Origin of the sequence: Synechococcus sp. SynAce01 (assembly GCF_001885215.1) — a bacterium.
Classification (GTDB): Bacteria; Cyanobacteriota; Cyanobacteriia; order PCC-6307; family Cyanobiaceae; genus Regnicoccus; species Regnicoccus frigidus.
Map to the genome: position 1 here is coordinate 325,646 of NZ_CP018091.1, position 23,165 is coordinate 348,810.

The window sequence follows — 23,165 nt, forward strand, 5'->3', positions numbered from 1 at the left end:
ATCACAGCTATTTATAGCGACACGACACACTCTCCAAAACAGCTGGTCCAGCGGGAAAGTATTCAATGCTCAGAAATAATTCAAAGCGGCTTTCATTCGCCTTTGTTGCATTTTAAAGCCTTACCGCCTTGCCAGCCCGGGCTCAAGCCAAACCGGCCGCTGTCAACGTCAAGCAGATCGCAAAGGAGGCTTTTATCGATGGCTTTCCGATGGTGATGAACTATACCATATTCTACGAGTATTTCATCAACAGATCTGGAGCCGAATACAAAGCACCTTTAAACCATCTCTACAACACAGCTCGCGCCTACACCCCGAAAGACACTGCGATTGCTACACCCAATAGCGATACGCCCTATTCATCCTTTGGGATGTATTTACGCGCAGAACCATTTGCTATCTGCAATCCAAGGATTGAAGAATCACGCTACTTCTCCGTGCAACTCGTTGACATTTACACGTTCAACTATGGGTACATCGACAGTCGCACAACAGACAACAGTGCCGCGCGTAACACGATTGCAGGTCCGAACTGGACGGGAGAAAAGCCTGATGGAATCGGCAAGCTGTTCCGCAGTGAAACTGACTTCTCCATCGCCATCATCTGAACTCAGTTGATTGATTCTGCCGATCTCGAAAATGTTGTAAAAATCCAATCAGTCTACCGGGCCTTAACACTCTCCAAGTTTCAGAACAAGCCATCACCACCAACCGCACCAGCCATCGCCTGGCCCGCGATCAACAAGGAGCTGGCTGACACCAATCCCTTCACCTACCTGAATTTCGTTTTGGGCTTCGCCCCAGCCACAGGGCCAGCCGCCGTGGAAATTCCCATGCGCAAGCGCTTGGCCAACATCGGCATAGAAGCGGGCAAGCCGTTCTCCCTTGATGCACGTTCACCCCAGCAGAAGGCTGAATTCACCATGGGAATGACGAGTGGTCTGGAGGCAATCAAGGCAACCACCGGCGCCCTTGGCAAGGATGAAAATGGTTGGCACGTAGCCACAAACGGCTTCGGTGATCGCAAGACCTATGCGGGCAACTTCTCACTCCGTGCTGCCGCCGCCATGGCGGGCATCTATGGCAATGATGCTGTTGAAGTGTTGTATCCATTGCTGGCCACCGATGGAGACGGAAAGAAAGCCGATACCAGCACCAACCGCTACACACTCACCTTCACGGCCGATCAGCTGCCACCCGTCAATGCGTTCTGGTCCGTCACCATGTACGACGGAAAGACGCAGTTACTGATCGACAACCCGATCAACCGGTATCTGATCAACTCGCCGATGCTGCCCAAGCTGAAAAAGAACATCGACGGCTCACTCACCATCCACATCCAGAAAGATTCACCGGGCAAGGCAGGGGAAGCCAACTGGCTGCCAGCCCCCAATGGCCCGATCTATTTGGTCATGCGGCTCTACTGGCCCAAAGAATCGGCCCTGAAGGGATCCTGGCAACCGCCAGCCTTGCAGCGGGTCGAGTGAATCCGGTCAAAGCCATGGCCCGTCGGTTGCCGGTCTCAGCCTCGTTGGAAACATCCAAGTGGTCACGGAGCTTCCTCTGACAGAGCGACGTAGTCGGTGAGTAAATGCGGCTCCCACAATACAGGGCAGCGAGTGAAGATCCCATAGCCTATCAATTAGAATTAGCTATTTTGCGAATCGAGAATATGTACCACAATCTATTCTTCACAGTCGATCGATCTGAACGACCAAGGCCCGCGGGCTTATCGTTGATGGGCCGTTGCAAGAGACAGACCCTCCCTGCCGCCCCTCAATTGAAAACAACAAGAAGAGCAAGATTAAAGCGATAGGCAGCAAAATTCAAATCAAGAAGAACGAGCTACACCGATTCATGTTTACCAGAAAGAATTAACAACTTTTCAGTCATTCCGATAACTTAACTCCATGATCAACAATGCCAATCAAAGCCAGTCGCACGGCAGGCTCTTGGCATCACAATTCAGCATAGATCGAGGCTAAGATAACTGATCGAAGAATTAAAGAAGTTGCCCTTTACCATCGAGTCTGCTCGCAATATTTTCCCTGGAACGCTGGCAGCGGATGTGGTGCCAGCCACGATTGTGCGCTTCAACAAATTGGAGGTTGAAGACAAACTGGCGTTGATCTGGTTTGCCTACCAGGAAATGGGAAAGACACTCTCAGTGACAACTCCCGACCCTGTGAATATGCAGTTTGCCAGCAGCACGCTCAGCCAGATCAAGTTGATGGATTTTAGTGAGCAAGTGCAATTAATGCGCGACCTCGCCAGTCGCACGGATCGACCCATCTCCCGTATTTATGCCACCTGGTCAGTCAATATCAAACTTGGCTTTTGGTTCCAAATGGGCCAGTGGATGGAAGAGGGGATTGTCACTCCGATTCCTCAGAACTACCAACTCTCAGCCAATGCCTTGGCTGTCCTTCAAGCCATTCGGGATGTTGTTGATCCAGGTCAACAAATTACGATTCTGCGCAATGCCGTGGTGGACATGGGTTTTGACACAGAGCAGTTGGGCAGTTACAGCTCGGTGGCGGAACCGTTAGTCCCACCGATAGAGAGGGCCAAGCGCAACCCGATTGCTGACATTCCTGGCGTGGAAAACCCTTTGATCTGTGAGTATATCGAAAATCTGAATGCCAATGACTTTGACGCCCTGCTTCAACTCTTTGCTTTGGATGGCGCCTTGCAACCCCCTTTCCAACGTCCAATTGTGGGGCATGAAGCCCTGATTCGCTTTTTTCGGGAAGATTGTCAGAACTTGAGCTTGTTGCCAGAACGGGGCATCACCGAACCGGACGAGGATGGTTACACCCGGATCAAGGTCACCGGCAAGGTTCAAACCCCTTGGTTTGGTAGGGATGTGGGCATGAACGTGTCCTGGCGCTTCCTTCTCAATCCAGAGAACAAAATCTACTTTGTAGCCATTGACTTACTCGCTTCCGCCCAAGAGCTGCTGAATTTGGCTCCTTAGGTTGTTTTGTTATTCAGCAGTCCTGCGACAAAGAATGCGAAGCCACTTAAGTGATAAGATTTGGCACTTTTTCATAACAGCCAGCTCCACATCAATGCCCATTTCATCAGGAGTTTTCCTCCACTTGCTCAAGAAACTACTCCACGGTCTCAACTAGATTGGCGCCACAATCAAACCGATTGAAACGGGGCATTATGCTTGAACTAGCATCCATGGGGAAAGCTATAGGGATCGGGGACAAGGGTTGGATCGTCGCCATACGTTTCTAATGGCCAACCTTCTCTATAGGGTACTTTTCAGAAAATCCAAACCAGGCATGGTGTAGTTGCCTGCAAATTTCGAAATATATGTAAGACAAAGGCAACATCAAAGTCGCTGGCGACACATCATGAATCACAGCAGTCAACCATAGCATCAGTCGAACGGGAAAATAGCTGTATAATCGCCTTGCTTCAAAGACCCTGCCTAGGCGTTCGATAGTCCTATCTATGCCTGAGGATCTGCTCAGCCTCCTTCAAGACAAGCTGGCATCACTTGGTTATGCCCGAAGAACAAAAGAGGCGTATGAACTTTGGATTCATCGCTTTTTTGCGTTTCATCAGACATCCCATCTAAGTGAAATCAAGGAAACGGAACTCAATTCATTCCTGATTCACCTGGCAACAGTGGAAGGCGTTAGCCCCTCAAGCCAACATCAGGCCTCTTCAGCATTGATCTTTCTTTGCCGTCATGTACTCGGCAATGGGAAGATCAAAGCATCTTCATTAAATCGGATTCCCAGACAGGACAAGCTGCCTTTGATTCTTTGCCAGGAAGACGTGGAGAAAGTACTTCGTACCATGTCTAATCCTAGTTCTGTCGTGGCAAGTTTGCTCTATGGCAGCGGATTACGACTGATGGAAGCGCTACAGCTCAGATGCAGAGACTTGGAGCTGCGTAGACAGAAGTTCGTATTCGCAACGGTCAAAGCGAGGTACTCAGGACCACAATCATTCCATTTCCCCTCATCACCCCCCTGCAACAACATCTGTTAACTGTCAGAAAGGTTCATCAGACAGACCTGGAAGCAGGATGGGGGCGCGTGCAATTGCCAGATGTTCTTAGCCTTGACAAGGGATGGCTTTCAACCTGCTGGGAATGGCAGTGGCTGTTTCCTCAACATAGACGCATGATTAATCAACTGACCGGCGAGCAGAGTCGTCATCATCTCAATCCAACCGTTGTTCAAAAAGCCCTGAAGCAGGCACTCCACAAATGTGAGATTCATAAACCCGTAAGCTGCCACACTTTGCGACATAGTTTCGGGACCCATATGTTGGAATTGGGCAATGAACTAAAAACCATCCAGATCCTGATGGGGCATGATCATCTCAGAGTCACACAACAATACAGCCAACTAACGAATCCAAATCGTTTCGGGTAGACCTGTTTCATTGGCTAACACTGACCAGTATGTCGAAACAACTGGCAGCACAAAGCCGTGTAATACCTACACAAATCTCAATGTCATCAGGACATTGCTTTTTGCCACTGCAATCTCAAAGGCACAGCAACAAAACAAGCAGTGTGGATACACGCCCCTACGGCAGGCAAGCAGTCGATGCCACTTAGCTTGACCAAGCCTGTAGTGATTCCACCGTCCATGGCACTCGTCTCAACCTTTGAACTGTTACTGAAGCCGCAGCTACCGACTTCAGTCACGGCAAGTATTCCAAATCTTGCTCCCCTGACCCGGACAATTTTACAGGGGTACTTTTTGTCAATTGCCAATCCTAACGGAATTAAAATTGCCCTTAGAATCATATTTACAACACAAACACCAGGACTGGATCCCGCCACGGTTCTTGCCTTTCTTGATACTGCGGGGACGAACACAACCTTGACAGGTAACACCACCATTGCAAGCGGTATCGCTAGTACTACTTACGACATCACGATTGATGCTAACGATACTTGCCTCTTGATTCTTCAGCCAAATATCACAGATCAGAAGTTTTTCCTAGCCAGTGATTATGAATTGCGCGGATACTCCGAGATTTTTGCCTTAGAGCCAAATAGCCTGCGCTCTCTTGCTGTTCTTGTTACCGCAGAACACCGAGGCACATTTTATGGATTGCTTGATGACAAAGAGTTCCTCAATCTCGGTGAGGTTGCTTACTCCTTGCCGTTGGCTGGGGGTGGATCGCTTATCCATGTGGATTCTGCTTCATAAGCACCACCGCGAATGACCTTGGGCCTCTTGATGCTTTCACCATTAATGCGGAGTCGACAGGTACTGCTCCACCCACAACCGCGTGGGGTGATCCAGTTCATCGGTGCCTTCCTGTTCGGCTCCTTTCCAGGCAGTGCCTATCGGCCCCTGCTTCAGGCTCTGTATGCGCAGGGTTATTCCTTAGTGTTGCATCGTTTTTCATTCAATCCAGTGCAGTTCAACCACTGGCAAGTGGCTTTCGGCTTGCTGGAGAGGAAGCAGCAAGTCCTCGATCAGATCCAGCAAGCGCTTCCCCCTGACAAGGCAGCGTTCTATGCCGACCCAACCAACACCTGCTGGTTGGGTCACAGCCTCGGATGCAAATTCATCCTGTTGCTGGAAATCCTCAGCAACCAGCCTGATCGCCGCGAGGAAATTCTGCGCGGTGCTTTGCCGGTACTCGCTGCTGAATCCATCTTGGCTCGATTGGGCCACATGGAGAGAACATCCGCCGATGGCGGCCAAGGTGTCCGTGATCAGGCTTCAATCCTGTTGGCTCCAGAGATCAGCAACACAGTTCGCGTGCTGCGTTCCGGATGGCAGATCTCCCGACAAGGGGTCCAACCAAACCTGCAACAAACCAAGGATCTCGTCCTGGCCAGCTTCGAGCTGTTCAATCTGACTGGGGTGATTGGCTTCAACAGCGACGGCATCTCGCTTGACGATGTGGAGTTCCTGAGATCAGAACTGGCACGGCGAGAGGTTCCATCACTGCCCATAGCTGAGCTGGAGGGATGGCATTTCGAACCTCTGGGATTGCATGTAGGCCGACTGGCTCAGAGCATCGACGACGGATTCGTTCAGCTAAGGGCAACGCTGAAGCAGCCCCTAGTTTCATAGATCAAGTAGCCAAAGATCAAGCAGACTTTGCAAGGGATATTGCAGCGTTCTAGACGTATCGATCAAGGACTTTCTATCCTTTTTAAGATCTTTTTTCTACCAGATTTCAGCCAACTCAGCTGGAAGACATAATCATTGGCCGATGGCTGCGGACCCACCCAATAGCTCATCAAACCGAGAGTCTCGGCTTATTGATCAGCCGTCTGCCATAGAGAATAGCCATGAATCCAGTGCCATACATCAACAAGCTGTAAACAGCAGCAGGCACAGCCATCTCAGGGTTGTTGAGCAAGCCAGCGGTTATAGCAATCGCCAGGGTTCCATTCTGAATGCCCACTTCAATCGCCAAACAGATCTGTTGGGCGCGGGGCAGCTGAAATAGCCTCCCAGCCAGAAGGCCGGCCAGCATGGCCAGCAGGTTCAGGAAGAGCACTCCGATTCCCACCTGCATGAGAAACCCCGGCAATTTGCTGCCTTCGCGGAACAGCAGCAGCCCAATAATCAGGGCTAGCAATCCCGAAGCAAGCCGGCTCATGGGCTTCTCGAGGCGACGTGCGGCTTGAGGAAAGGCGCGCCGAATGGCCATGCCAATCGCAATCGGTAGCAGGGTGATCAGGACAATCTGCAGCATGGTCGAGCCGATCGGCAGGGCGATGGCGGCCCGTTCTCCAAGAAAGGTTTGGAGTGCCAGATTGATCAAAATCGGGATGGTAAAAACTGTGATCACGCTATTGATGGCCGTGAGGGTCACCGACAGGGCCACATCGCCCTTGGCCAGGTAGGTGATCAGATTCGATGAAGGACCGCCCGGACACACCGCCACCACAATCAGTCCAACAGCAAGGTCGGGCGGCATGGGAAGGATCGTTGCAATCAACGCACCCAGCAGCGGCAACACCACAATCTGGCAAAACGTACCCACGGCAACGGCCTTGGGATAGCGCGTGATGCGCTTGAAATCGTTGGGAACCAGGCTCAACCCCATCCCCAACATGACAACTGCCAAAGCCAGCGGCAGTAAAATAGCGGTGAAGAAACTACTCTGCATCAGCACCAGAACTGGAAAACAGTAAAGGAATGAAGCCGTTCAAACAACTGGCTCTCAACATCGACTCATTCTCGATCACTACCATCCATGGGTTGCGATCCATCGACCCCTTTTCAAGGTCAACTTGGTCCGTCAACCTGGTCCGGCAGCGGCACTTCGCTGATCGCCGTGCTGCTCACAGCGCCTGAACTGTCTGGGGCAGTGTGAAGCACGTTCCGCTTGAGCAGGCTGCCCATGCGCGAGTTCTGCGCCCTCTATGAGCAGCTCGACCGCAGCCCCGGCACCAACGCCCGGGTGGAAGCGCTGCAGGCTTATTTCGCGGCAGTGGATCCAGCCGACGGGGCCTGGGCGCTCAGCCTGTTGCTCGGCAAACGACGCAAGCGCCTGCTCACCGGAAGGCGCCTGCGCGAAATCGCCCTGGCCGCCTCAGCTCTGCCCGAATGGTTGTTCGACGACTGCCACGGCCAGGTGGGCGACAGTGCCGAAACCATCGCCCTGCTGCTGCCCCAGCTGGCGCTGCCCGAAGCCGAGCTGATCGAGCGGCCGCTGGCAGAGTGGATGGGGGAGCGGCTGCCGGCGATCGCAGCGCTTGAGGTTCACGCCCAGGCTGAAGCCGTGCTCAGCACCTGGGCGGGTCTGCCGCCGGGCCAGGCCTTCCTGTTCAACAAGCTGCTCACCGGTGGCCTGCGGGTGGGTGTGTCCACAGGACTGGTGACACGGGCCCTGGCGCGGCTGGCGGGCCTCGAAGAGGCAGAGATCGCCCAGCGGCTCATGGGTGGCCTGGAGCCCAGCGCCGACGCCTTCCGCGCCCTGCTCGCCCCGCTGACGGAGGCGGGGGCGGTGCCGGCGAGTCGGCCCTATCCCTTCTTTCTGGCCAGCCCCCTCGATCCGGCCCAGCTGGAGGGTTGGGATCCAGCCCATTGGCGGGCGGAGTGGAAGTGGGACGGCATCCGCGGCCAGTTGATCCGCCGGGCCGGCACCAGCTTTCTCTGGAGCCGTGGCGAGGAGCTGGTGAACGAGAGCTTCCCAGAGTTGGTGAGCCTGGGTGAGGCCCTGCCGGAGGGCACCGTGCTCGATGGCGAAGTGATCGTCTGGGATGCCGGAGAGGAGCGCCCCGCCAGCTTCGCCAGCCTGCAGCGGCGGCTGGGTCGCAAGAGCGTGGGCGCCAGCCTGCGCCGTCAATGCCCGATGGCCTTTGTCGCCTACGACCTGTTGGAGTCCGGCGGCGTCGACCAGCGCACCGAGCCGCTGCAGCTGCGCTTGGCACGCTTGGAGGAGCTGCAGGTCGCCGTTGACCAGGGTGATCATCCCGAACGGCAACGCCTGCGGATCTCGGCGGGCTTGTCCCTGGAGTGCTGGGAGGAGCTGGAAGTGCAGCGTGGCCGCGCCCGCGAGGTTGGGGCCGAAGGGCTGATGCTCAAACGGCTCGACTCCCCTTACCGGGCCGGCCGCCGACGCGGTGATTGGTGGAAGCACAAACTCGAACCGCTCCATCTCGATGCCGTGCTGCTCTACGCCCAGGCGGGCAGTGGCCGGCGCGCCAACCTCTTCACCGATTACACCTTTGGCCTTTGGAGCCAGCCGCCTGGAACCACTGGCTTTGGCGATGCCGCAAACGCTGGCCCAGGAGAACCAGAGCCCCAGCTGATGACCTTCGCCAAGGCTTACTCCGGCCTTGATGACGCCGAGATCAACGAACTCGACCGCTGGATCCGCCGCCACACCACCGAGCGTTTCGGGCCAGTGCGGGCGGTGGAGCCCCTGCAGGTGTTCGAGCTGGCCTTCGAAGGGCTGCAGCCCTCGAAACGCCACAAGAGCGGCATCGCCGTGCGCTTTCCGCGCATCTCCCGCTGGCGCCGCGACAAACCGGCGGCCGAAGCCGATTGCCTGGCAGGCGCCCTGGCGTTGATGGACAGTGAGCGGGAAGGAAGTGGATCAGCTCGGTAGCGTGTCGCCCGGTAACGGGCAATCTGGCCGCTCAACAATCTGTGCCCAGAGCCTCACTCACCCCGATCGAAGCCTGGTTCGAGCAGCAGGGCTGGCGGCCCCAGCCGTTCCAGCGGCGTTGCTGGCGGGAGTTTCTGGGCGGCCGCAGCGGGCTGATCCAGGTGCCCACCGGCGCCGGCAAAACCTATGCCGCCGTGATGGGGCCGATCGCAGCGATGCTCGCCGAGGCGAAGCGCAACGGCGGAGCAACGCCCACGGGCCTGCGCCTGCTCTATCTCACCCCGCTGCGGGCCCTCAGCCGTGACCTGGCCCTGGCGATCCGCCTGCCTATCGAGGCTATGGGCTGGCCGTTGCGTGTGGGCATCCGCAACGGCGACACCCCCAGCGCCGAGCGGGCACGCCAACTCAAGAATCCGCCGCAGATCCTGATCACCACCCCCGAATCGCTCTCGGTGCTGCTGGCCGGCAAGGCCGCCAGCGCGCTGTTCGGCGCCCTTGACGCCGTGGTGCTCGATGAATGGCACGAGCTGATGGGCAGCAAGCGCGGCAGCCAGAGCGAGCTTTGCTTGAGCTGGTTGCGCCAGCGCCGACCCGAGCTGCGCACCTGGGCGATCAGCGCCACGATCGGCAACCTGCAGGATGCTGCCCGCGCAGCGGTGGGTGCCGCAGGCCAAGAACCAGGCACCGAGCCCCTGATCATCACCGCCAAGCTTCGGCGTGCCACCGAGATCCGCAGCTTGCTGCCCGAGACCATCGACGGCTTTCCCTGGGCCGGCCACCTCGGCCTGCGCATGTACGAGGAGCTGGTGGCAGCCCTGGATCCGGCCGTCTCCACGCTGCTGTTCACCAACACCCGCAACCAGGCCGAGCGCTGGCATCAGTGCCTCCGCTACGCCTGCCCGGAGATGGAGGACGGCCTGGCCCTGCACCACAGCTCCATCGACCGCGGGGAGCGCGAAGCGATCGAAGCGGGCGTCAAGAACGGGATGATCCGCTGGGTGGTCTGTACCAGTTCCCTGGATCTGGGGGTGGACTTCCAGCCGGTGGAGCGGGTGGTGCAGATCGGCTCCGCCAAGAACCTGGCGCGGCTGCTGCAGCGGGCCGGCCGCTCCGCCCACAGCCCCGGGGGCACCTCCCAGGTGCTGTTCATGCCCACCAACGCCCTGGAGCTGCTGGAGCTGAGCGCCCTGCGGCGGGGGCTGGACGCAGGGCTGGTGGAAACGCGGCGTCCGCCTGTGGCCCCGCTCGATGTGTTGCTGCAGCACCTCACCAGCCTGGCCTGTGGTCCGGGGTTCGAGCCCGAGCAGGAGCTGAGGGCGGTGCGCAGCGCCTGGAGCTTCCGCCACCTCGATGACGCCAGCTGGCAGTGGTGCCTGCGTTTCCTCGAGCAGGGCGGCGACTGCCTCGGGGCCTATCCCCGCTACCGCAAGCTCGAGCGCGAGCCGATCGATCCACCTGCTGCCGTTATTCCCAGCGTCATTCCCACCGCCGCGGCCAGCACCCCAGGCGAGCCCCCCTTCCGCTACAAGGTCGGCGACAACGCCATCGCCCGCCTGCACCGGCTCAACATCGGCACGATCACGGCCGATCGTTCGGTCACGGTGAAAGTGGTGCGCGGCGCCAGCCTCGGCCATGTGGAGGAGTCGTTCGTGGCCCGGCTCAAGCCGGGGAATGTCTTTTTCTTCGCCGGCCGCCAGCTGGAGTTCGTGCGCCTGCGTGAGATGACCGCGCTGGTGAAGGCCAGCAGCAAAAAAAGCCAGACGGTGCCGGCCTGGGCAGGCGGGCAGCTGGCGCTCTCCGATCTGCTCGCCAGCCACCTGCGCAGCGAGGTGCACCGTTGCGCCGCGGCCATGGAACAGGAGGATCCGGCCAACTCAGGCCTCGACAGCGCCGAGTTACGGGCCCTCGAACCGCTGCTGCGCCGCCAGGCCGACCTCTCCCGCCTTCCCCGCCAGGATCAGTTCCTGGTCGAAACCTGCCGCAGCCGCGATGGCAGCCACCTGTTCGCCTTTCCCTTCGAAGGGCGCTTCGTGCACGAAGGGCTGGGCTTTCTCTGGGCTGGCCGCTTGACGCGCCATCAGGCCGGAACAATCACCGTGTCGGTGAACGACTACGGCTTCGAGCTGCTGGCACCCCGCGGCTACCCCTTCGCGGAGTTGGTGGAGTGCCACAGCGAGGAGCTGCTCGATGGCGCCAGCCTGCAGGCGGATCTGGAAGCCTCGATCAATCTCTCCGAACTCTGTCGCCGTCGCTTCCGCGTCATCGCCCAGGTGGCGGGCCTGGTGGTGAACGGCTTTCCTGGCCAAAGCAAGAGCGGCGGCCAACTGCAGATCAGCGCCGCCCTGCTCTTTGACGTGTTCGAGCGTCACGAACCGGGCAACCGTTTGCTGGAGCAGGCCAGGCGCGAGGTGATCGAGGAGCAGCTGGAACTGGGTCGCCTGCACCTGGCCCTGGAACGGTTACGGGCCAGCAGCTTGCTGCTGGAGGAAACAGCCCGGCCCGGCCCGCTCGCCTTTCCGCTGCTGGTGGAGCGGCTGAACAACAACCGGATGAGCAGCGAATCGGTGCTGGAGCGACTCGAGCGCCTGGTGGCCGAAGCCCGCCGGGCTGAAGAACGCTGACCGCGATTAAGCCTTACAGAAAGCGGGTCACGTCCTGCTCAACCATGACCAACGACTGATCCGTCTCAGGCTTTCTCCAGGCGCTTGACGATCACGGTCATGAGCACCAACGAGCCAACCAGAACGGCAAGCAGAAAGGCATTGATGATCATGGCTTCAGGTCAATCAGAACGCCATTATCACTGAGGTGATCGTCCCTGCTCGGGAAGGGGTGGTTGGACATGCAGGCAGCGGTCACGCAGCAGGCGGGCGACCGGGAGGTTGAAGCAGGGAGGATCGCTGTCGATCTGGAGCAACCACTCCGCCATCTCCATGCGCAGGGCGTAGGCATCTTCGAAGCGCTCGGCGCGTTCAAGGCCGAGCAGGCGCTGCTCGATCCACTGACGGGTTTCGCTGGGTAACTGGCGTTGGATTCGGCGTCGGCTCATCGGAAACACTCCGGCTGACGCCTGAATCCTGATCGATCAGCGGGCCCTTTGGGTAGCAAGACGAACACATTGGGGCCAACACCTCCAGCGTTCAGATCGGCGCCGCCACCAACCAGCGACCGCCAGCCCCCAGGGCCAGGGCCAACAACCAGGCCAGCCACACCAGCCGGGGGCTGGGCAGCAGCAGGCGCCGCAGCAGCAGCAAGCTGCCGGCTGCGCCGATCAGCAGCACCAGGCTCTGGCAGAAGGCGATCACGTGGGGATCGGCGCTCCAGCTGGGCCAGGGGCCTGGCCACACCCCAGCCAGGCTCACCGGCAACACCATCCCCGCCTCCGCCATGCCGAGCGGAAGATGGCGGGCCAGCAACAGGGCCCAGAGCAGGGGCAACAAGCCATAGAGCCCCAGCCGCAGCCGGCTGGCGTAAAGCGAAGAAGCCGGCAGCGAGGAGGCCAGCAGCCGCAGCGCCAGGAACAACAACGACGGCAGGGCCAGGGCCAGGCAGCCAAAGGCCAGCCGCGGCAACAACGGTCCGAGCTGCAGGCTAGCTGGAGCCAGCGCCCAGCCCCCCAACAGCCGCTCCCAGAACTTCAGGCAGACGCCCCCCGCCAGCACCAGGATCAGCCCGGCTTCCCCCGCCGGTGGCACCATCTCGCGCTGCAGATCGGCGGCGGGAGGCCTCAGGCTCAGTTGCACGGAGCGATGCGGGCAGGCCTGGGCGCAGGTGAGGCAGAGCACGCAGTTGCGGTTGTCCTCGAGGTGAGCCGGGTGGGTGCCAAGCGGGCAGCCCGCCGTGGCCAGGCCCTCCCCATCGGCGGGGCCACCTTTGAAGCAGGCATAGGTGCTGCAGCTGCCGCTGCAGGTGCCCTGCTCGGCGCGCAACTCCAGGATCGAGAGCTTGGCGAACAGGCCGTTCATCCCCCCCACCGGGCAGAGATAGCGGCACCAGAAGCGCTTCTCGAAGCGCAGCGAGCCGATCACAGCTCCCGCCGTGATCAGCAACAGCAGGCAACTGCTCAGCCAGGCGGTGTGCTCCAGATCGGCCAGTTCCTCCCAGAGCAGGATCGCCGCAAAACCAGCCGCGAGGGCCGGTGCGGCCCAGGCATCGGTGTTGCCCCGGGGCCAGGCGGCCGGCTGCCAGCCAAACAGCCGCGCCAGCCGCTGAACGATCTCGCCCCAGACCATGAACGGGCAGAACGAGCACCACAGCCGGCCCACCAGGGGATAACTGAGCAGGATCAAGGGCCACCACCAGGCCCAGAACAGATTGAGGCCACCATTGCTGGCCCGGTCCTGGGGACCCAGCCACAGCCAGAGGTTCACCAGCACGAACACCCAGCTCACCAAGCCGAACAGCAGGCCGTTCCAGAGCCGGGGCGAGCGCATCCACTGGCGCAGTGGCGGCCGCCAGCGCCAGAGATCGAAGCGCAGCCGTTGGGGCCGCGGCGTCAGCCAGAACACCTCTTCCGGCAGGGCCACGGGCTCAAGCGACGCCAGGGCCGAAGCCGGCATCTGGCGCAGGGCCCGGTCCACCAGCCCTTCGAGCTCGCGCACGTTGCCGGGGAAATCATGGATCTGCAGGCGGCGGATCACCTCCTCTCCCACCACCGGCGACACCGCCCAGCCCAGCTTTCGGCTGTACAGCCGCAGCAAATAACGCAGCCACTCGCCCAGGTCCTGGCGTCGCACCCGCAGCGGCGGCACCCGGATCAGGGTGCAGCAGCGATCGAAGCCGGGCAGGGCCGTTTCGGTGGTGAAAAACAGGCGGCCAGCGAAGTTGCGGGGCGTCGAGCCTGGTCCTGGGGCCTGCCAGTCGCCGCTGCGGGCCAGCGTCAACAGGGCCGGCAGCAGGGCGGGATCGACCCGATCGAGCTGGTTGATCAGCAGGCTGCCGTCACCGATGTCATCGAGCAGGGCACCGGCGCCATCGCTGCTGGCACTGCCGAACAGCTCCGCCCCATTACTGCGCAGCAGGGCTCCATCGAGCTGCACCATCAGCTGGCGGCGGGTGGCGGAGCCGAAGTGGATCAGGGCGGCCGCATCGTCCTTCTCCAGGCCGGGCTCACCGGCCATCAGCACCGGTCGCCGCTCAGGGTCGCCAGCCGCCTGGCGGACCCGATCCCTCAGCTTGACGGCGTAGCGGCTGCTGCCGACGATTCCCCGCCGCGCCCGGCCCACCAGGTAGGGAGCCAGGCGGCTGTACCGCTCGGAAACGGGCAGCTGGCCGGCTTCAGGCATGGACAACATCTCCCCCGAACAGCAGGCACCGCCATAGCGACCGAGCTTGCTCCAGCGATCACCCGATTCTGGAGCCTGTTGCCGATGATGGGGCCATGACCCTCACCCTTTATGGCGGAGCCCGCAGCCGGGCCTCGATGCCCCGCTGGTATCTGGCCGAGAAACAGATCCCCTACACCTGGATTCAGCTCGACATGGCCGCCGGCGAACACCGCCAGGAACCCTTCCTCTCGCTCAACCCCTTCGCCAAGGTGCCCCTGCTGGTCGACGAGGGCGCCAGCTCGGCAGATAGCGGCAGCCTGCGCCTGTTCGAAAGCGGCGCCATCCTGCTGTACCTGGCCGACCGCTACGGCCATGAGTTCAGCAGCCCGGCCCAGCGGGCCGAAGCGGAGCAATGGGTGCTGTTTGCCAATGCCACCCTGGCCACCGCCCTGTTCGTCGAAGCCGCGCGCGAGAAGGAGTTCCCACGGCTGATGGCGGCCCTCAACACCCGGCTGGAGGGCGGAGCCCCCTTGTTAGGTGAGGCCTGGGGGGTGGCGGACTGCGCTGTACAGGCCCATCTGGCCTACCTGCCGATCTTCTTCCCCCAGCTCGATCTAGGCGCCTACCCACACGTGCAGGCCAGCATCGAGGCCACCCAGGGGCGTGTCGCCTACCAGGCGGCGATGGCCACGGGCTAATTCGCTGATGGCCAGCCACCATCCCTTCGACTGGCGGGGCCACCGCCTGGAGCTGCTCGGCGCCAAGGCCGTCTGGGATCCGGCCCAGCGGCTGCTGCTGCTTGCCGATCTGCATCTCGGCAAGGCCGAAACCTTCCAGGCCCACGGCATCCCCCTGCCCAGCGACGGCGATCGGGGCACCCTCAATGCCCTTCTGGATCTGGCCCACCACTGGCGCCCCCGGGAGGTGGTGGTCCTCGGCGACCTGATCCACAGCCGCCTCGGCCTCACCGCCGAGCTGCGCCAGAAGCTGGCGGCCCTGCCGGCCTTGCTGGGCTGCCCGCTCAGCCTGATCGGCGGCAACCATGAACGGGGCAGCTGGTTGGCGGGCCTGAGCCAGCAAGCCAGCCTCCAACGCGGTCCGCTCTGGTTGAGCCACATCCCGGAGCAGGCACCGGCAGGGGCCGACGAGCGGCTCAATCTCTGCGGCCATCTCCACCCGGTGGCGCTGGTGGGCTCCGGCAACGACCGGCTGCGGCTGCCCTGCTTCAGCTTCGATGCCAGCGCGCCACGGCTGCTGCTGCCCTCCTTCGGCCAGCTCACCGGCGGCCATCCCTGCGACCCTCGCCTGCCCTGCTGGCTGGTGGCCGACGGTTCCGTTGTGGCCTGGCCGGCTTAAAGCGTGCGGGCCATCGAACGCACCACATCACCGCGGGTGAGCACCCCGGCGAGCTTGCCGGCTTCGAGCACAAACAGGCGCTGGGTGCTGCGGTCGTGCAGCAGCCGGGCCGCCTCGGCGAGGGAGAGCGTGGCCTCGCAGCTGTGGGGATGGTCCCGCATCAGTTCTCCCACCGTGCTGCCCAGCACCTGGTGCACCTGCCTGTCCCAGTCGAGGGGGTTGCGCAGATAGATCACCGCATCGAGCAGCATCACGTAGGGGCCGGCATCGAAGCCGCCCTCCTTCACCATCAGCTCCTGCTCGCTGAGCTCACCGATCAGAACGCCACTGTCATCCACCACCGGCAGACCACTGATGTGGTGATCGCTGAGCAGTTGCACCGCCTCCTGCAGGGGCGTGCTCGCTTTGACGCTCAACACCGGGGAGGTCATCGCCTCTGCCACCTGAATGCTGGACGGGGTGTCGGAAGTCATCGGGGCGGCGCGGCTGCAAGGGTTCTAGGCCAGCGGGAAATCCTGCGGTGCTCGGATACGTCCAGACTGGACGCCCCAACAGCTGATCGGGCGTGTCGCTCCCATCAGATCCAGCAGAACCAGCAGCAAGTCCAGCAGATCCAGCAGCCGGCATGACGGCAGGTGCCCGCCGCTGCCGCGCCCTCGCCGACGGGCTCACCGTGGCCCGTGCCCTGATCGGCCTGCCCCTGCTGCTCGCCCTTCTCGCCGGCCAGGGCGGATTGGCCTGGATCCTGCTGCTGCTCGGCGGCCTCTCCGACTGGGCCGATGGCGCCCTGGCCCGCCGGGCCGGCGGCGGCTCGGCCTGGGGGGCCCGGCTCGATCCCCTCACCGACAAGATCCTGATCAGTGCGCCGTTGCTGTGGCTAGGCGCCAGCGGTGGCCTGCCGCTCTGGGCGGTGTGGCTGTTGCTGGCGCGCGAGCTGTTGGTCTCCGGCTGGCGGGCCGGCCAGGGGGATGGCGGCCCCGCGTCGCGCGCGGGCAAGGCCAAGACGGTGCTGCAATTCAGCGCCCTGCTGCTGCTGCTCTGGCCCACTGGCTGGGGCCCCACTGGCGGCGGCCTGGCCGCGGCCCTTCAGGCCCTGGGCTGGTGGCTGTTCTGGCCCTCGCTTCTGCTGGCGCTGAGTTCGGCGCTGGGCTACCTCAGGCCAGCAAGGCCGCGTCAGCACTGAAATCCGGTGTGCCAGCTGCGCGCAAGGCGTAGTCGTTGGCGTAGCTGTCGGCCAGGGCGCCCTCGGCATCGAACACCGGCGACCAGGCCAGCTCCCGCTCCAGCCGGTGCACATCCACGAGGAAGTGGTTCAGGCGCAGGGGGAAGGCCTTGCGGGCCTTGGGGTCAAGCCCGGCTGGATCGAAGGAGCGGATCTCCACCGCCGCCGGATCCTGGCCGCAGGCGCGGGCCGCCGCGGCCACCAGGCCGCGAAAACTGATCCCTTGGCGGGCCGTGCAGTTGTAGATCCGGTTGGTGGCCGCTTCCACCTCCAGGCAACGGGCCATGGCGATGGCGAGATCGCTCACGTGGCCGAGCTGGGTGATCGTGCTGCCATCGCCTGGCAACGGCACGGGGCGACCGTGCACGATCCGATCAAAGAACCAGCTCTCCACCGGGTTGTAGTTGCCCGGACCGATGATGTAGGTGGGCCGGAAGCTGGTGAAGGGAATCCGCTCGCTGCGCAGCCAATCCTCGGTTTCGAGCTTGCCGGCATGGCGGCTGGCCGGGTCGGTGGGGCTGTTCTCGCTGAGGGGCCAGAGCTCACTGTCGGCGTAAACACCGGCCGAGCTCACATACACAAAGCGGTGCTTCGGCTCGCCGGTTCTCTCGAGCACGGCGCGGCTGTCAGCAAGGGAGCGGCCGCTGCTGTCGATGATCACGTCGAAGCTTCGCCCCTGCAGCGGCGCCAGGGCCTCGGCGTCGCCGCGATCGCCCGCCAGATGCTCCACCCCGGCCGGGACGGGATTCCTGCCGCGGGTGAACAGGGTGAGCTCGTGGCCGAAGGCGAGCAACTGGGCCACCAACGGCTTGCCGATGAAGCGGGTGCCACCCATCACCAGGATCTTCACGGCAGTGGCAGTCGAACGGGGCGCCATTCAAGCGCCGGGGAGGATGGAGTCACCGTTCCATGCGCCTCCCCGCCGCCCGCCCGATGCAAGTCATTCCCGCCATCGACCTGCTCCATGGCCACTGCGTCCGCCTCCACCAGGGCGACTACGACCAGGTCACCCGCTTCAACGACGACCCGGTGGCCCAGGCGCTGCAGTGGCAAGAGCAGGGTGCCGAGCGCCTGCATCTGGTCGATCTCGATGGCGCCAGAGAGGGCGTGCCGGCCAATGACGCGATCATTGGGGCCATCACCAACGCCCTGGCCATCCCGGTGCAGCTGGGCGGCGGCGTGCGCACGGCCGAGCGGGCCGAGGCCCTGCTGAGCTGCGGCCTCGATCGGGTCATCCTCGGCACCGTGGCGATCGAGGAGCCCCAGCTGGTGCGCCACCTGGCGGCCCTCCACCCCGGCCGGATCGTGGTGGGAATCGACGCCAGAGACGGCAAGGTGGCCACCCGCGGCTGGCTGGAGGAGAGCACGATCGAGGCCACCGCTTTGGCCGCCAGCCTCGAAGGCAGTGGTGTGGCCGCGATCATCAGCACCGACATCGCCACCGATGGCACCCTGGCTGGCCCCAACCTGGAGGCGCTGCGCCAGATGGCCGCCGCCAGTTCAATCCCGGTGATCGCCTCCGGTGGGGTGGGATCGCTCACCGACCTGCTTTCTCTGCTGGCGCTTGAACCCCTGGGCGTCAGCGGCGTGATCGTCGGCCGCGCGATCTACGACGGCAGCGTCGATCTCGCCGAGGCGCTGCAGGCGGTGGGCCCCGGCCGTTGGCAGGACCCCCTCTCGCTCAGCGTGGGCTGAAGGTTCAAAATGGCTCAAAGACAGGCTCATGACTCAGCTGAGGAGAGGCCTTCCTAGGGGCCAGAAGGGTTCTGACAAAAGGATTGGGGCGCCGATACAATGATGATCTGGTAGTCATCCATTCCTCTCCGACTTGTTCATTCGTGCCTGCATCGCCACCAGCCACTGTCCTTGAGGACAACATCCAATCAGGCGATGTGAACGAAGCCTTTGGTCGTTGCCGGGATCTGGGCATGCGGCTGAGTCGCCAGCGGCGCATGGTGCTCGAGTTGTTGTGGACGGAGAAGAGTCACCTCAGCGCCCGGGATATTTTCGAGCAGCTCAACAGCCAGGGCCGCAACATCGGCCATACCTCCGTTTATCAGAATCTCGAAGCGCTTCAGTCAGCTGGAGTGATCGAATGCCTCGACAAAGCCAGTGGCCGGCTCTACGGCTACCGCAGCGATCCCCACAGCCATCTCACCTGTCTGGAATCCGGCGCCATCCACGACCTTGACGTCGTGCTCCCGAACGAATTGGTCAGCCAGATCGAAGCGCTCACCGGCTTCGAGATCGAGTCGTACACCTTGCAGCTCAGTGGCCGCCGCCGGGCTTGACACCCCGTCCGCAGCGCCCCTGCCCTGGCGAGGGGCTGGAGAAAACCGCCCAGGCTGGTTACCTTGACGGCATTGGCCTGCCCAGGAGCGTGATCGAAGCCCCAGAGCCCGCCAGTCCAGGCCCCGGCGGTGGCCCCCAGCTGCTCCTCTTCGCCGAACCCCTCCAGCGCGAGGGCCTGCTTCGTCTGCTGGGGGCCGAGGCCAGCTCGTTCCGTCTGGCCATCAGCCCCTCCGAGCTCGCGGGCGCTCCCCAGCTGGTGCTCTGGAGCCTGGCTGCACCGCTTGAGCCCGCCACCCTGTTGCGGGAACTGGAACAACTCGAGCAGCGCTGGCATCCGGCCCCCCTGCTTCTGCTCCTGCCGGCCATGCCGGCCTGCAGCCGCGACTGGTTGCTGCAATTGCCCGTGGCGGGTCTGTTGCAGCAACCCGACCCCGACCAGGTGGGCGCCGCCGTGGCCACGCTCCTGGCCGGTGGCCGGGTGCTCGACCTGCGCGGCGGCGGCAACAGCGAAGCCACCCCTGGAACCTCTGCCAAGGCAATGGGCGCGATCGGAGCGGGCCAGGGGCTGGGCCAGTCGTTGCTGCAGAGCGGCCTGCAGCAGATCGAGGCCGAGCTGCGGCTTTGCCGCCGTTGGCTCAGCCCACCACCGGAGAACCTGCTGCTGGCGGCCTTGCTGGAAGGCCGGCTGCGGGAACTGGCGGCCGCCCGTGCCTTCCTGCTCTGGCTCTGGGGACCCCTCAGCCTGGCCTGGGGGGCACCGGAGCCGGGCGAGGTGGGGTTGCCGCAACCGCCTGCGAGTGGCAGCACGGCGATCACCCTGCGCCAGCGCACCGCCGAGGGGGTCTGGCAGGCGATCCAGGGCCGGCTGGCCAGCGCCAGCGGCTGTGATCAGGAGGGCGGCAGTGCCCTCACATCCCAGGCCGATGGCGCCCTGTTTGCCCTGCAGGGGCTCAGCCCCGAGCGCCGCCGCGATTTGCTGATGGCCTTGCTGGGCCAACTCGATCACCTGTTGCAGCGCCTGCGCCAGGAGCGGCTGCGTGGCGACGAGCTGCAGGGTCGCTGGCTGCAACTCCAGCCCGAGCTGCGCCGCCACGCCCTGCGCCAGATGGCTGGGCCCTACGTGCAGCTGCCCCAGCAAGGGGCCTTGCTGCCGGTCGCCGACACCCTCAGCGGCCAGAGCGATCTGCTGCTCAACGATCCCGAGCTTCCCCCCTGCCTGCCGATGCTCGCGGCCCTGCTCAACGCCCAGCCCCTGCTGGTGGAGGGACGGCTGCTTGCCCCGGACGAGCCCCAGGCCCTGCTCCACCTAGAAGCTCTCGTGAGCAACTGGCTGGTGCGAACCGCCGAGCTGATCAGTGCCCAGGTGCTGGCCTGCTGCGGCGACTGGCCGGAACTGCGCCGCTACCTGCTTGTGCAGGAGCTGCTGGCCACCCGCAGCCTGGAGCGGCTGCGCAACCAGCTCAATGCCCGTCAACGCTGGAGCGAGTGGTTCGAGCGACCGATCCAGCTCTACGAAAGCCGCCGGCTCATCTACCGCCTGGAAGGGGGATCGATCAAGCCCTTGCTGCTGACCGAACCCCGCGACCAGGAATTGCGCCAACTGGGCTGGCTGCAGCAGGCCGTCACCCTGGCGCTCGAAAGCCGCGATGCCCTCGCCCCCCAGCTCCAGGCCCTGCTGCGCCGCCTCGGCGATCTGCTTGTGGTGGTGCTCACCCAGGTGGTGGGCCGGGCGATCGGCCTGGTGGGCCGCGGCATTCTGCAGGGCATGGGCCGCGGCATCAGCAAGCCCTGAATGATCCAGGCCCTGGCTTCTGGCCGGGCTTCGCCGGGCCTTCTGGCGGAGAGGCGCCGGCCGGGCGTCACAATGGCTCCCATTCCCCTCTGGTTGCCCGGTTGCGCGTGCCCCCTGGTCTTGTCTCCTTCTCCAGCCAGCGGCTTGGCCAGCTGATGGCCCGGCTCTCGGGCCTGCTGCTGCTGCTGCTCCTGCTGGCGGCTGCGCCGCAGGCGGCCGAGGCCGCACTCGAGACCAACAGCTACGACGGCAACATCTACGCCCTCTATGCCGGCAACGGCTCCCTGGTGCCGCCCCGCAGCAGCCTGGAGCAGGCGCTGGCTGATCACCGCGCCGCCGTGGTGGTCTATTACCTCGATGACAGCGCGGACAGCAAGCGCTTCTCGCCGGTGCTCAACGAGCTGCAGCGGCTCTGGGGGCGCAGCGTCGAGCTGATCCCCCTCACCACCGATGCGCTTCAGAACCGTCAGGAGACGGGCCGCACCGATCCCGCCCACTACTGGAAAGGGGACATCCCCCAGGTGGTGGTGTTTGACCCCACCGGTGATGTGGTCTTCGATGACAGCGGCCAGGTTGACATCGACGCCATCAACACAGCCCTGCGCGAGGCCACCGGCCTCGATCCGATGGCCGGCGCCGGCCTTAGCACCACCCGCAGCTTCAACGAACTCAACAGCGAAGTGGTTCCCGCCGGCTGATGGGTAGCGCCAGCCCGCAGCAGCGGATCGAAACCGACAGCCTCGGGGCGATCGAGGTGCCAGCCAGCCACTACTGGGGCGCAGAGACCCAGCGCTCCATCCATTTCTTTGGCTATGGCGAGCGGATGCCGGCGGCGATCGTGCGGGCGTTCGGCCAGCTCAAGGCGGCCTGCGCCGAGGTGAATGCAGCCATGGGTCTGCTCGCCCCTGAGCAAACCGCAGCCATCGTCGCCGCGGCCGAGGAAGTGGCCAGTGGCGCCCTCGATGGCGAATTCCCCTTGCGCGTCTGGCAGACCGGCTCCGGCACCCAGACCAACATGAACGTGAATGAGGTGATCGCCAACCGGGCGATCGAGGCGATGGGCGGCGTTCTGGGCAGCAAGACCCCGGTGCACCCCAACGACCACGTCAACCTCAGCCAGTCGAGCAACGACACCTTTCCCACCGCCCTTCATATGGCCGTGGCCGTCGAGATCGACCAAGGCCTGATCCCCGCGATCGGCGCCCTGATCGAGGCGCTGCGGCAGAAGGAAAGGGCCTTTGCCGAGGTGATCAAGGTGGGCCGCACCCATCTCCAGGACGCGGTTCCCCTCAGCCTCGGCCAGGAATTCTCCGGCTACCGGGCCCAGCTGGAGCAAGGCCTGGAGGCCGTTCAGCTGTCCCTGCCCAGGCTGCGGGAGCTGGCGATCGGCGGCACGGCGGTGGGCACGGGCCTCAACGCCCCCGCCGGCTTCGGTGAGGCGGTGGCGGAGCGGCTGAGCCAGCGGCTGGGGCTCCCTTTTGGCAGTGCTCCGAACAAATTCCAGGCCCTCGCCGGCCACGAACCGCTGGCCGTCACCCACGGCGCCTTCACGGTGCTGGCCGGCTCGCTCCTGAAGATCGCCAACGACATCCGTTGGCTGGGCAGCGGCCCGCGCTGCGGCCTCGGCGAACTGGTGTTGCCGGAGAACGAACCGGGCTCCAGCATCATGCCGGGCAAGGTCAATCCCACCCAGTGCGAAAGCCTCACCATGGTGGCCATTCAGGTGATGGGCAACAACACAGCGGTGCAATTCGCCGCCAGCCAGGGAAACTTCGAACTCAACGTTTTCAAGCCCCTGCTGGCCCACAACCTGCTGGAGAGCTGCGCCCTGCTCTGCGGGGCCTGCAACGGCTTCCGCCGCTTCTGCATTGAGGGGCTTGTGGCCAACACCGCCCGCATCGAGACGCTTCTTGATCAGAGCCTGATGCTGGTCACGGCCCTGACACCGGCGATCGGCTACGACCGGGCCTGCCAGATCGCCAACCATGCCCACCAGAACGGGCTCAGCCTGCGGGAGTCCGCCCTGTTGATCGGCCAGATCAGCGCCGAGCAGTTCGACCACTGGGTGCAGCCCAAGCAGATGGTGATCAGCGCACCCACCCGGCTCACAAGCCAGGAGGGCCACTGACCCAAAGCCAGGCCCCTGGCAGCGGCCTGACAGGGACAGGAGTTG

At 63.0% G+C, this 23,165-nt stretch carries 21 protein-coding genes; 16 read left to right on the plus strand and 5 right to left on the minus strand.

Translation table 11 applies throughout. From position 1 onward, the window contains the following. Positions 1–128 precede the first annotated feature (128 nt). The 6 genes from BM449_RS15195 (at position 129) to BM449_RS01750 (ending at position 6,068) form a co-directional block, all read left to right on the plus strand. Entirely contained in the window at positions 129–608 is a 480-nt protein-coding gene (locus tag BM449_RS15195) for a DUF1254 domain-containing protein (RefSeq protein WP_205526845.1), read from the plus strand. A 6-nt stretch (positions 609–614) separates the two neighbouring features. Beyond that, a complete protein-coding gene (locus BM449_RS01730; RefSeq protein ID WP_205526846.1) occupies positions 615–1,487 on the plus strand; it encodes a DUF1214 domain-containing protein in 873 nt (290 codons plus the stop codon). Positions 1,488–2,011: 524 nt separating this feature from the next. Next, the gene (locus BM449_RS01735) at positions 2,012–2,977 is read left to right on the plus strand and encodes an orange carotenoid-binding protein (RefSeq protein ID WP_071799819.1); all 966 of its coding nucleotides are present in this window, start codon (positions 2,012–2,014) and stop codon (positions 2,975–2,977) included. 488 nt (positions 2,978–3,465) lie between these two features. Then, complete coding sequence (locus tag BM449_RS14370; protein WP_083544330.1) at positions 3,466–4,011, plus strand: phage integrase N-terminal SAM-like domain-containing protein; 546 nt, start codon at positions 3,466–3,468, stop codon at positions 4,009–4,011. Positions 4,012–4,619: 608 nt separating this feature from the next. Beyond that, positions 4,620–5,189, plus strand: a complete 570-nt coding sequence (locus BM449_RS14880; RefSeq protein ID WP_071799820.1) for a hypothetical protein — start codon at positions 4,620–4,622, stop codon at positions 5,187–5,189. 45 nt (positions 5,190–5,234) lie between these two features. Then, on the plus strand, positions 5,235–6,068 hold the full coding sequence (locus BM449_RS01750; protein WP_071799821.1) for a DUF1350 family protein: 834 nt from the start codon (positions 5,235–5,237) through the stop codon (positions 6,066–6,068). A 169-nt stretch (positions 6,069–6,237) separates the two neighbouring features. Here BM449_RS01750 and BM449_RS01755 read toward each other — a convergent pair whose 3' ends face one another. Next, a complete protein-coding gene (locus tag BM449_RS01755) occupies positions 6,238–7,116 on the minus strand; it encodes a bile acid:sodium symporter family protein (RefSeq protein WP_071801850.1) in 879 nt (292 codons plus the stop codon). A gap of 234 nt (positions 7,117–7,350) precedes the next feature. Here BM449_RS01755 and BM449_RS01760 point away from each other — a divergent pair, with 234 nt between their 5' ends. Both BM449_RS01760 and BM449_RS01765 read left to right on the plus strand, forming a co-directional pair. After that, the gene (locus BM449_RS01760) at positions 7,351–9,063 is read left to right on the plus strand and encodes an ATP-dependent DNA ligase (RefSeq protein WP_071799822.1); all 1,713 of its coding nucleotides are present in this window, start codon (positions 7,351–7,353) and stop codon (positions 9,061–9,063) included. 41 nt (positions 9,064–9,104) lie between these two features. Next, entirely contained in the window at positions 9,105–11,684 is a 2,580-nt protein-coding gene (locus BM449_RS01765) for a ligase-associated DNA damage response DEXH box helicase (protein WP_071799823.1), read from the plus strand. A gap of 179 nt (positions 11,685–11,863) precedes the next feature. Here BM449_RS01765 and BM449_RS01770 read toward each other — a convergent pair whose 3' ends face one another. Together BM449_RS01770 and BM449_RS01775 are read right to left on the minus strand one after the other, a co-directional pair. Further along, positions 11,864–12,112 (minus strand): hypothetical protein, encoded by a 249-nt coding sequence (locus tag BM449_RS01770; RefSeq protein WP_071799824.1) that lies wholly within the window; start codon positions 12,110–12,112, stop codon positions 11,864–11,866. A 91-nt stretch (positions 12,113–12,203) separates the two neighbouring features. After that, positions 12,204–14,348, minus strand: a complete 2,145-nt coding sequence (locus BM449_RS01775) for a 4Fe-4S binding protein (RefSeq protein WP_071799825.1) — start codon at positions 14,346–14,348, stop codon at positions 12,204–12,206. A 95-nt stretch (positions 14,349–14,443) separates the two neighbouring features. Here BM449_RS01775 and BM449_RS01780 point away from each other — a divergent pair, with 95 nt between their 5' ends. Both BM449_RS01780 and pdeM read left to right on the plus strand, forming a co-directional pair. Beyond that, positions 14,444–15,028 carry a glutathione S-transferase family protein gene (locus BM449_RS01780; protein ID WP_071799826.1) on the plus strand — a complete coding sequence of 195 codons (585 nt, stop codon included), beginning with the start codon at positions 14,444–14,446 and terminating at the stop codon, positions 15,026–15,028. Between the two features lie 7 nt (positions 15,029–15,035). Beyond that, a complete protein-coding gene (gene pdeM / locus BM449_RS01785; protein ID WP_071799827.1) occupies positions 15,036–15,686 on the plus strand; it encodes a ligase-associated DNA damage response endonuclease PdeM in 651 nt (216 codons plus the stop codon). Here pdeM and BM449_RS01790 read toward each other — a convergent pair. Beyond that, the gene (locus BM449_RS01790) at positions 15,683–16,117 is read right to left on the minus strand and encodes a CBS domain-containing protein (protein ID WP_071801851.1); all 435 of its coding nucleotides are present in this window, start codon (positions 16,115–16,117) and stop codon (positions 15,683–15,685) included. The genes pdeM and BM449_RS01790 overlap by 4 nt on opposite strands. A gap of 194 nt (positions 16,118–16,311) precedes the next feature. Here BM449_RS01790 and BM449_RS01795 point away from each other — a divergent pair, with 194 nt between their 5' ends. Beyond that, entirely contained in the window at positions 16,312–16,869 is a 558-nt protein-coding gene (locus tag BM449_RS01795; RefSeq protein ID WP_071799828.1) for a CDP-alcohol phosphatidyltransferase family protein, read from the plus strand. Here the strand turns inward: BM449_RS01795 and BM449_RS01800 are convergent. Beyond that, positions 16,841–17,758, minus strand: coding sequence for an NAD-dependent epimerase/dehydratase family protein (locus tag BM449_RS01800; protein ID WP_071801852.1), 918 nt, complete (start codon positions 17,756–17,758; stop codon positions 16,841–16,843). The genes BM449_RS01795 and BM449_RS01800 overlap by 29 nt on opposite strands. Before the next feature lie 83 nt (positions 17,759–17,841). On the opposite strand from BM449_RS01800, the gene hisA reads away from it, so the two are divergent. From hisA to fumC, 5 genes are all read left to right on the plus strand, one after another. After that, complete coding sequence (hisA, locus tag BM449_RS01805; RefSeq protein ID WP_071799829.1) at positions 17,842–18,603, plus strand: 1-(5-phosphoribosyl)-5-[(5-phosphoribosylamino)methylideneamino]imidazole-4-carboxamide isomerase; 762 nt, start codon at positions 17,842–17,844, stop codon at positions 18,601–18,603. A 233-nt stretch (positions 18,604–18,836) separates the two neighbouring features. Continuing rightward, on the plus strand, positions 18,837–19,199 hold the full coding sequence (locus tag BM449_RS01810; RefSeq protein WP_083544595.1) for a transcriptional repressor: 363 nt from the start codon (positions 18,837–18,839) through the stop codon (positions 19,197–19,199). After that, positions 19,196–20,992 carry a DUF3685 domain-containing protein gene (locus BM449_RS01815; protein ID WP_233830948.1) on the plus strand — a complete coding sequence of 599 codons (1,797 nt, stop codon included), beginning with the start codon at positions 19,196–19,198 and terminating at the stop codon, positions 20,990–20,992. Before BM449_RS01810 ends, BM449_RS01815 begins: the two co-directional genes overlap by 4 nt. A gap of 155 nt (positions 20,993–21,147) precedes the next feature. Continuing rightward, positions 21,148–21,690, plus strand: a complete 543-nt coding sequence (locus BM449_RS01820; RefSeq protein WP_071801854.1) for a thylakoid membrane photosystem I accumulation factor — start codon at positions 21,148–21,150, stop codon at positions 21,688–21,690. Further along, positions 21,690–23,120: a class II fumarate hydratase gene (fumC, locus tag BM449_RS01825; protein ID WP_071799831.1), complete on the plus strand. Its 1,431-nt coding sequence runs from the start codon at positions 21,690–21,692 to the stop codon at positions 23,118–23,120. The genes BM449_RS01820 and fumC overlap by 1 nt, the downstream gene beginning before the upstream one ends. The last annotated feature ends 45 nt before the right edge of the window (positions 23,121–23,165 follow it).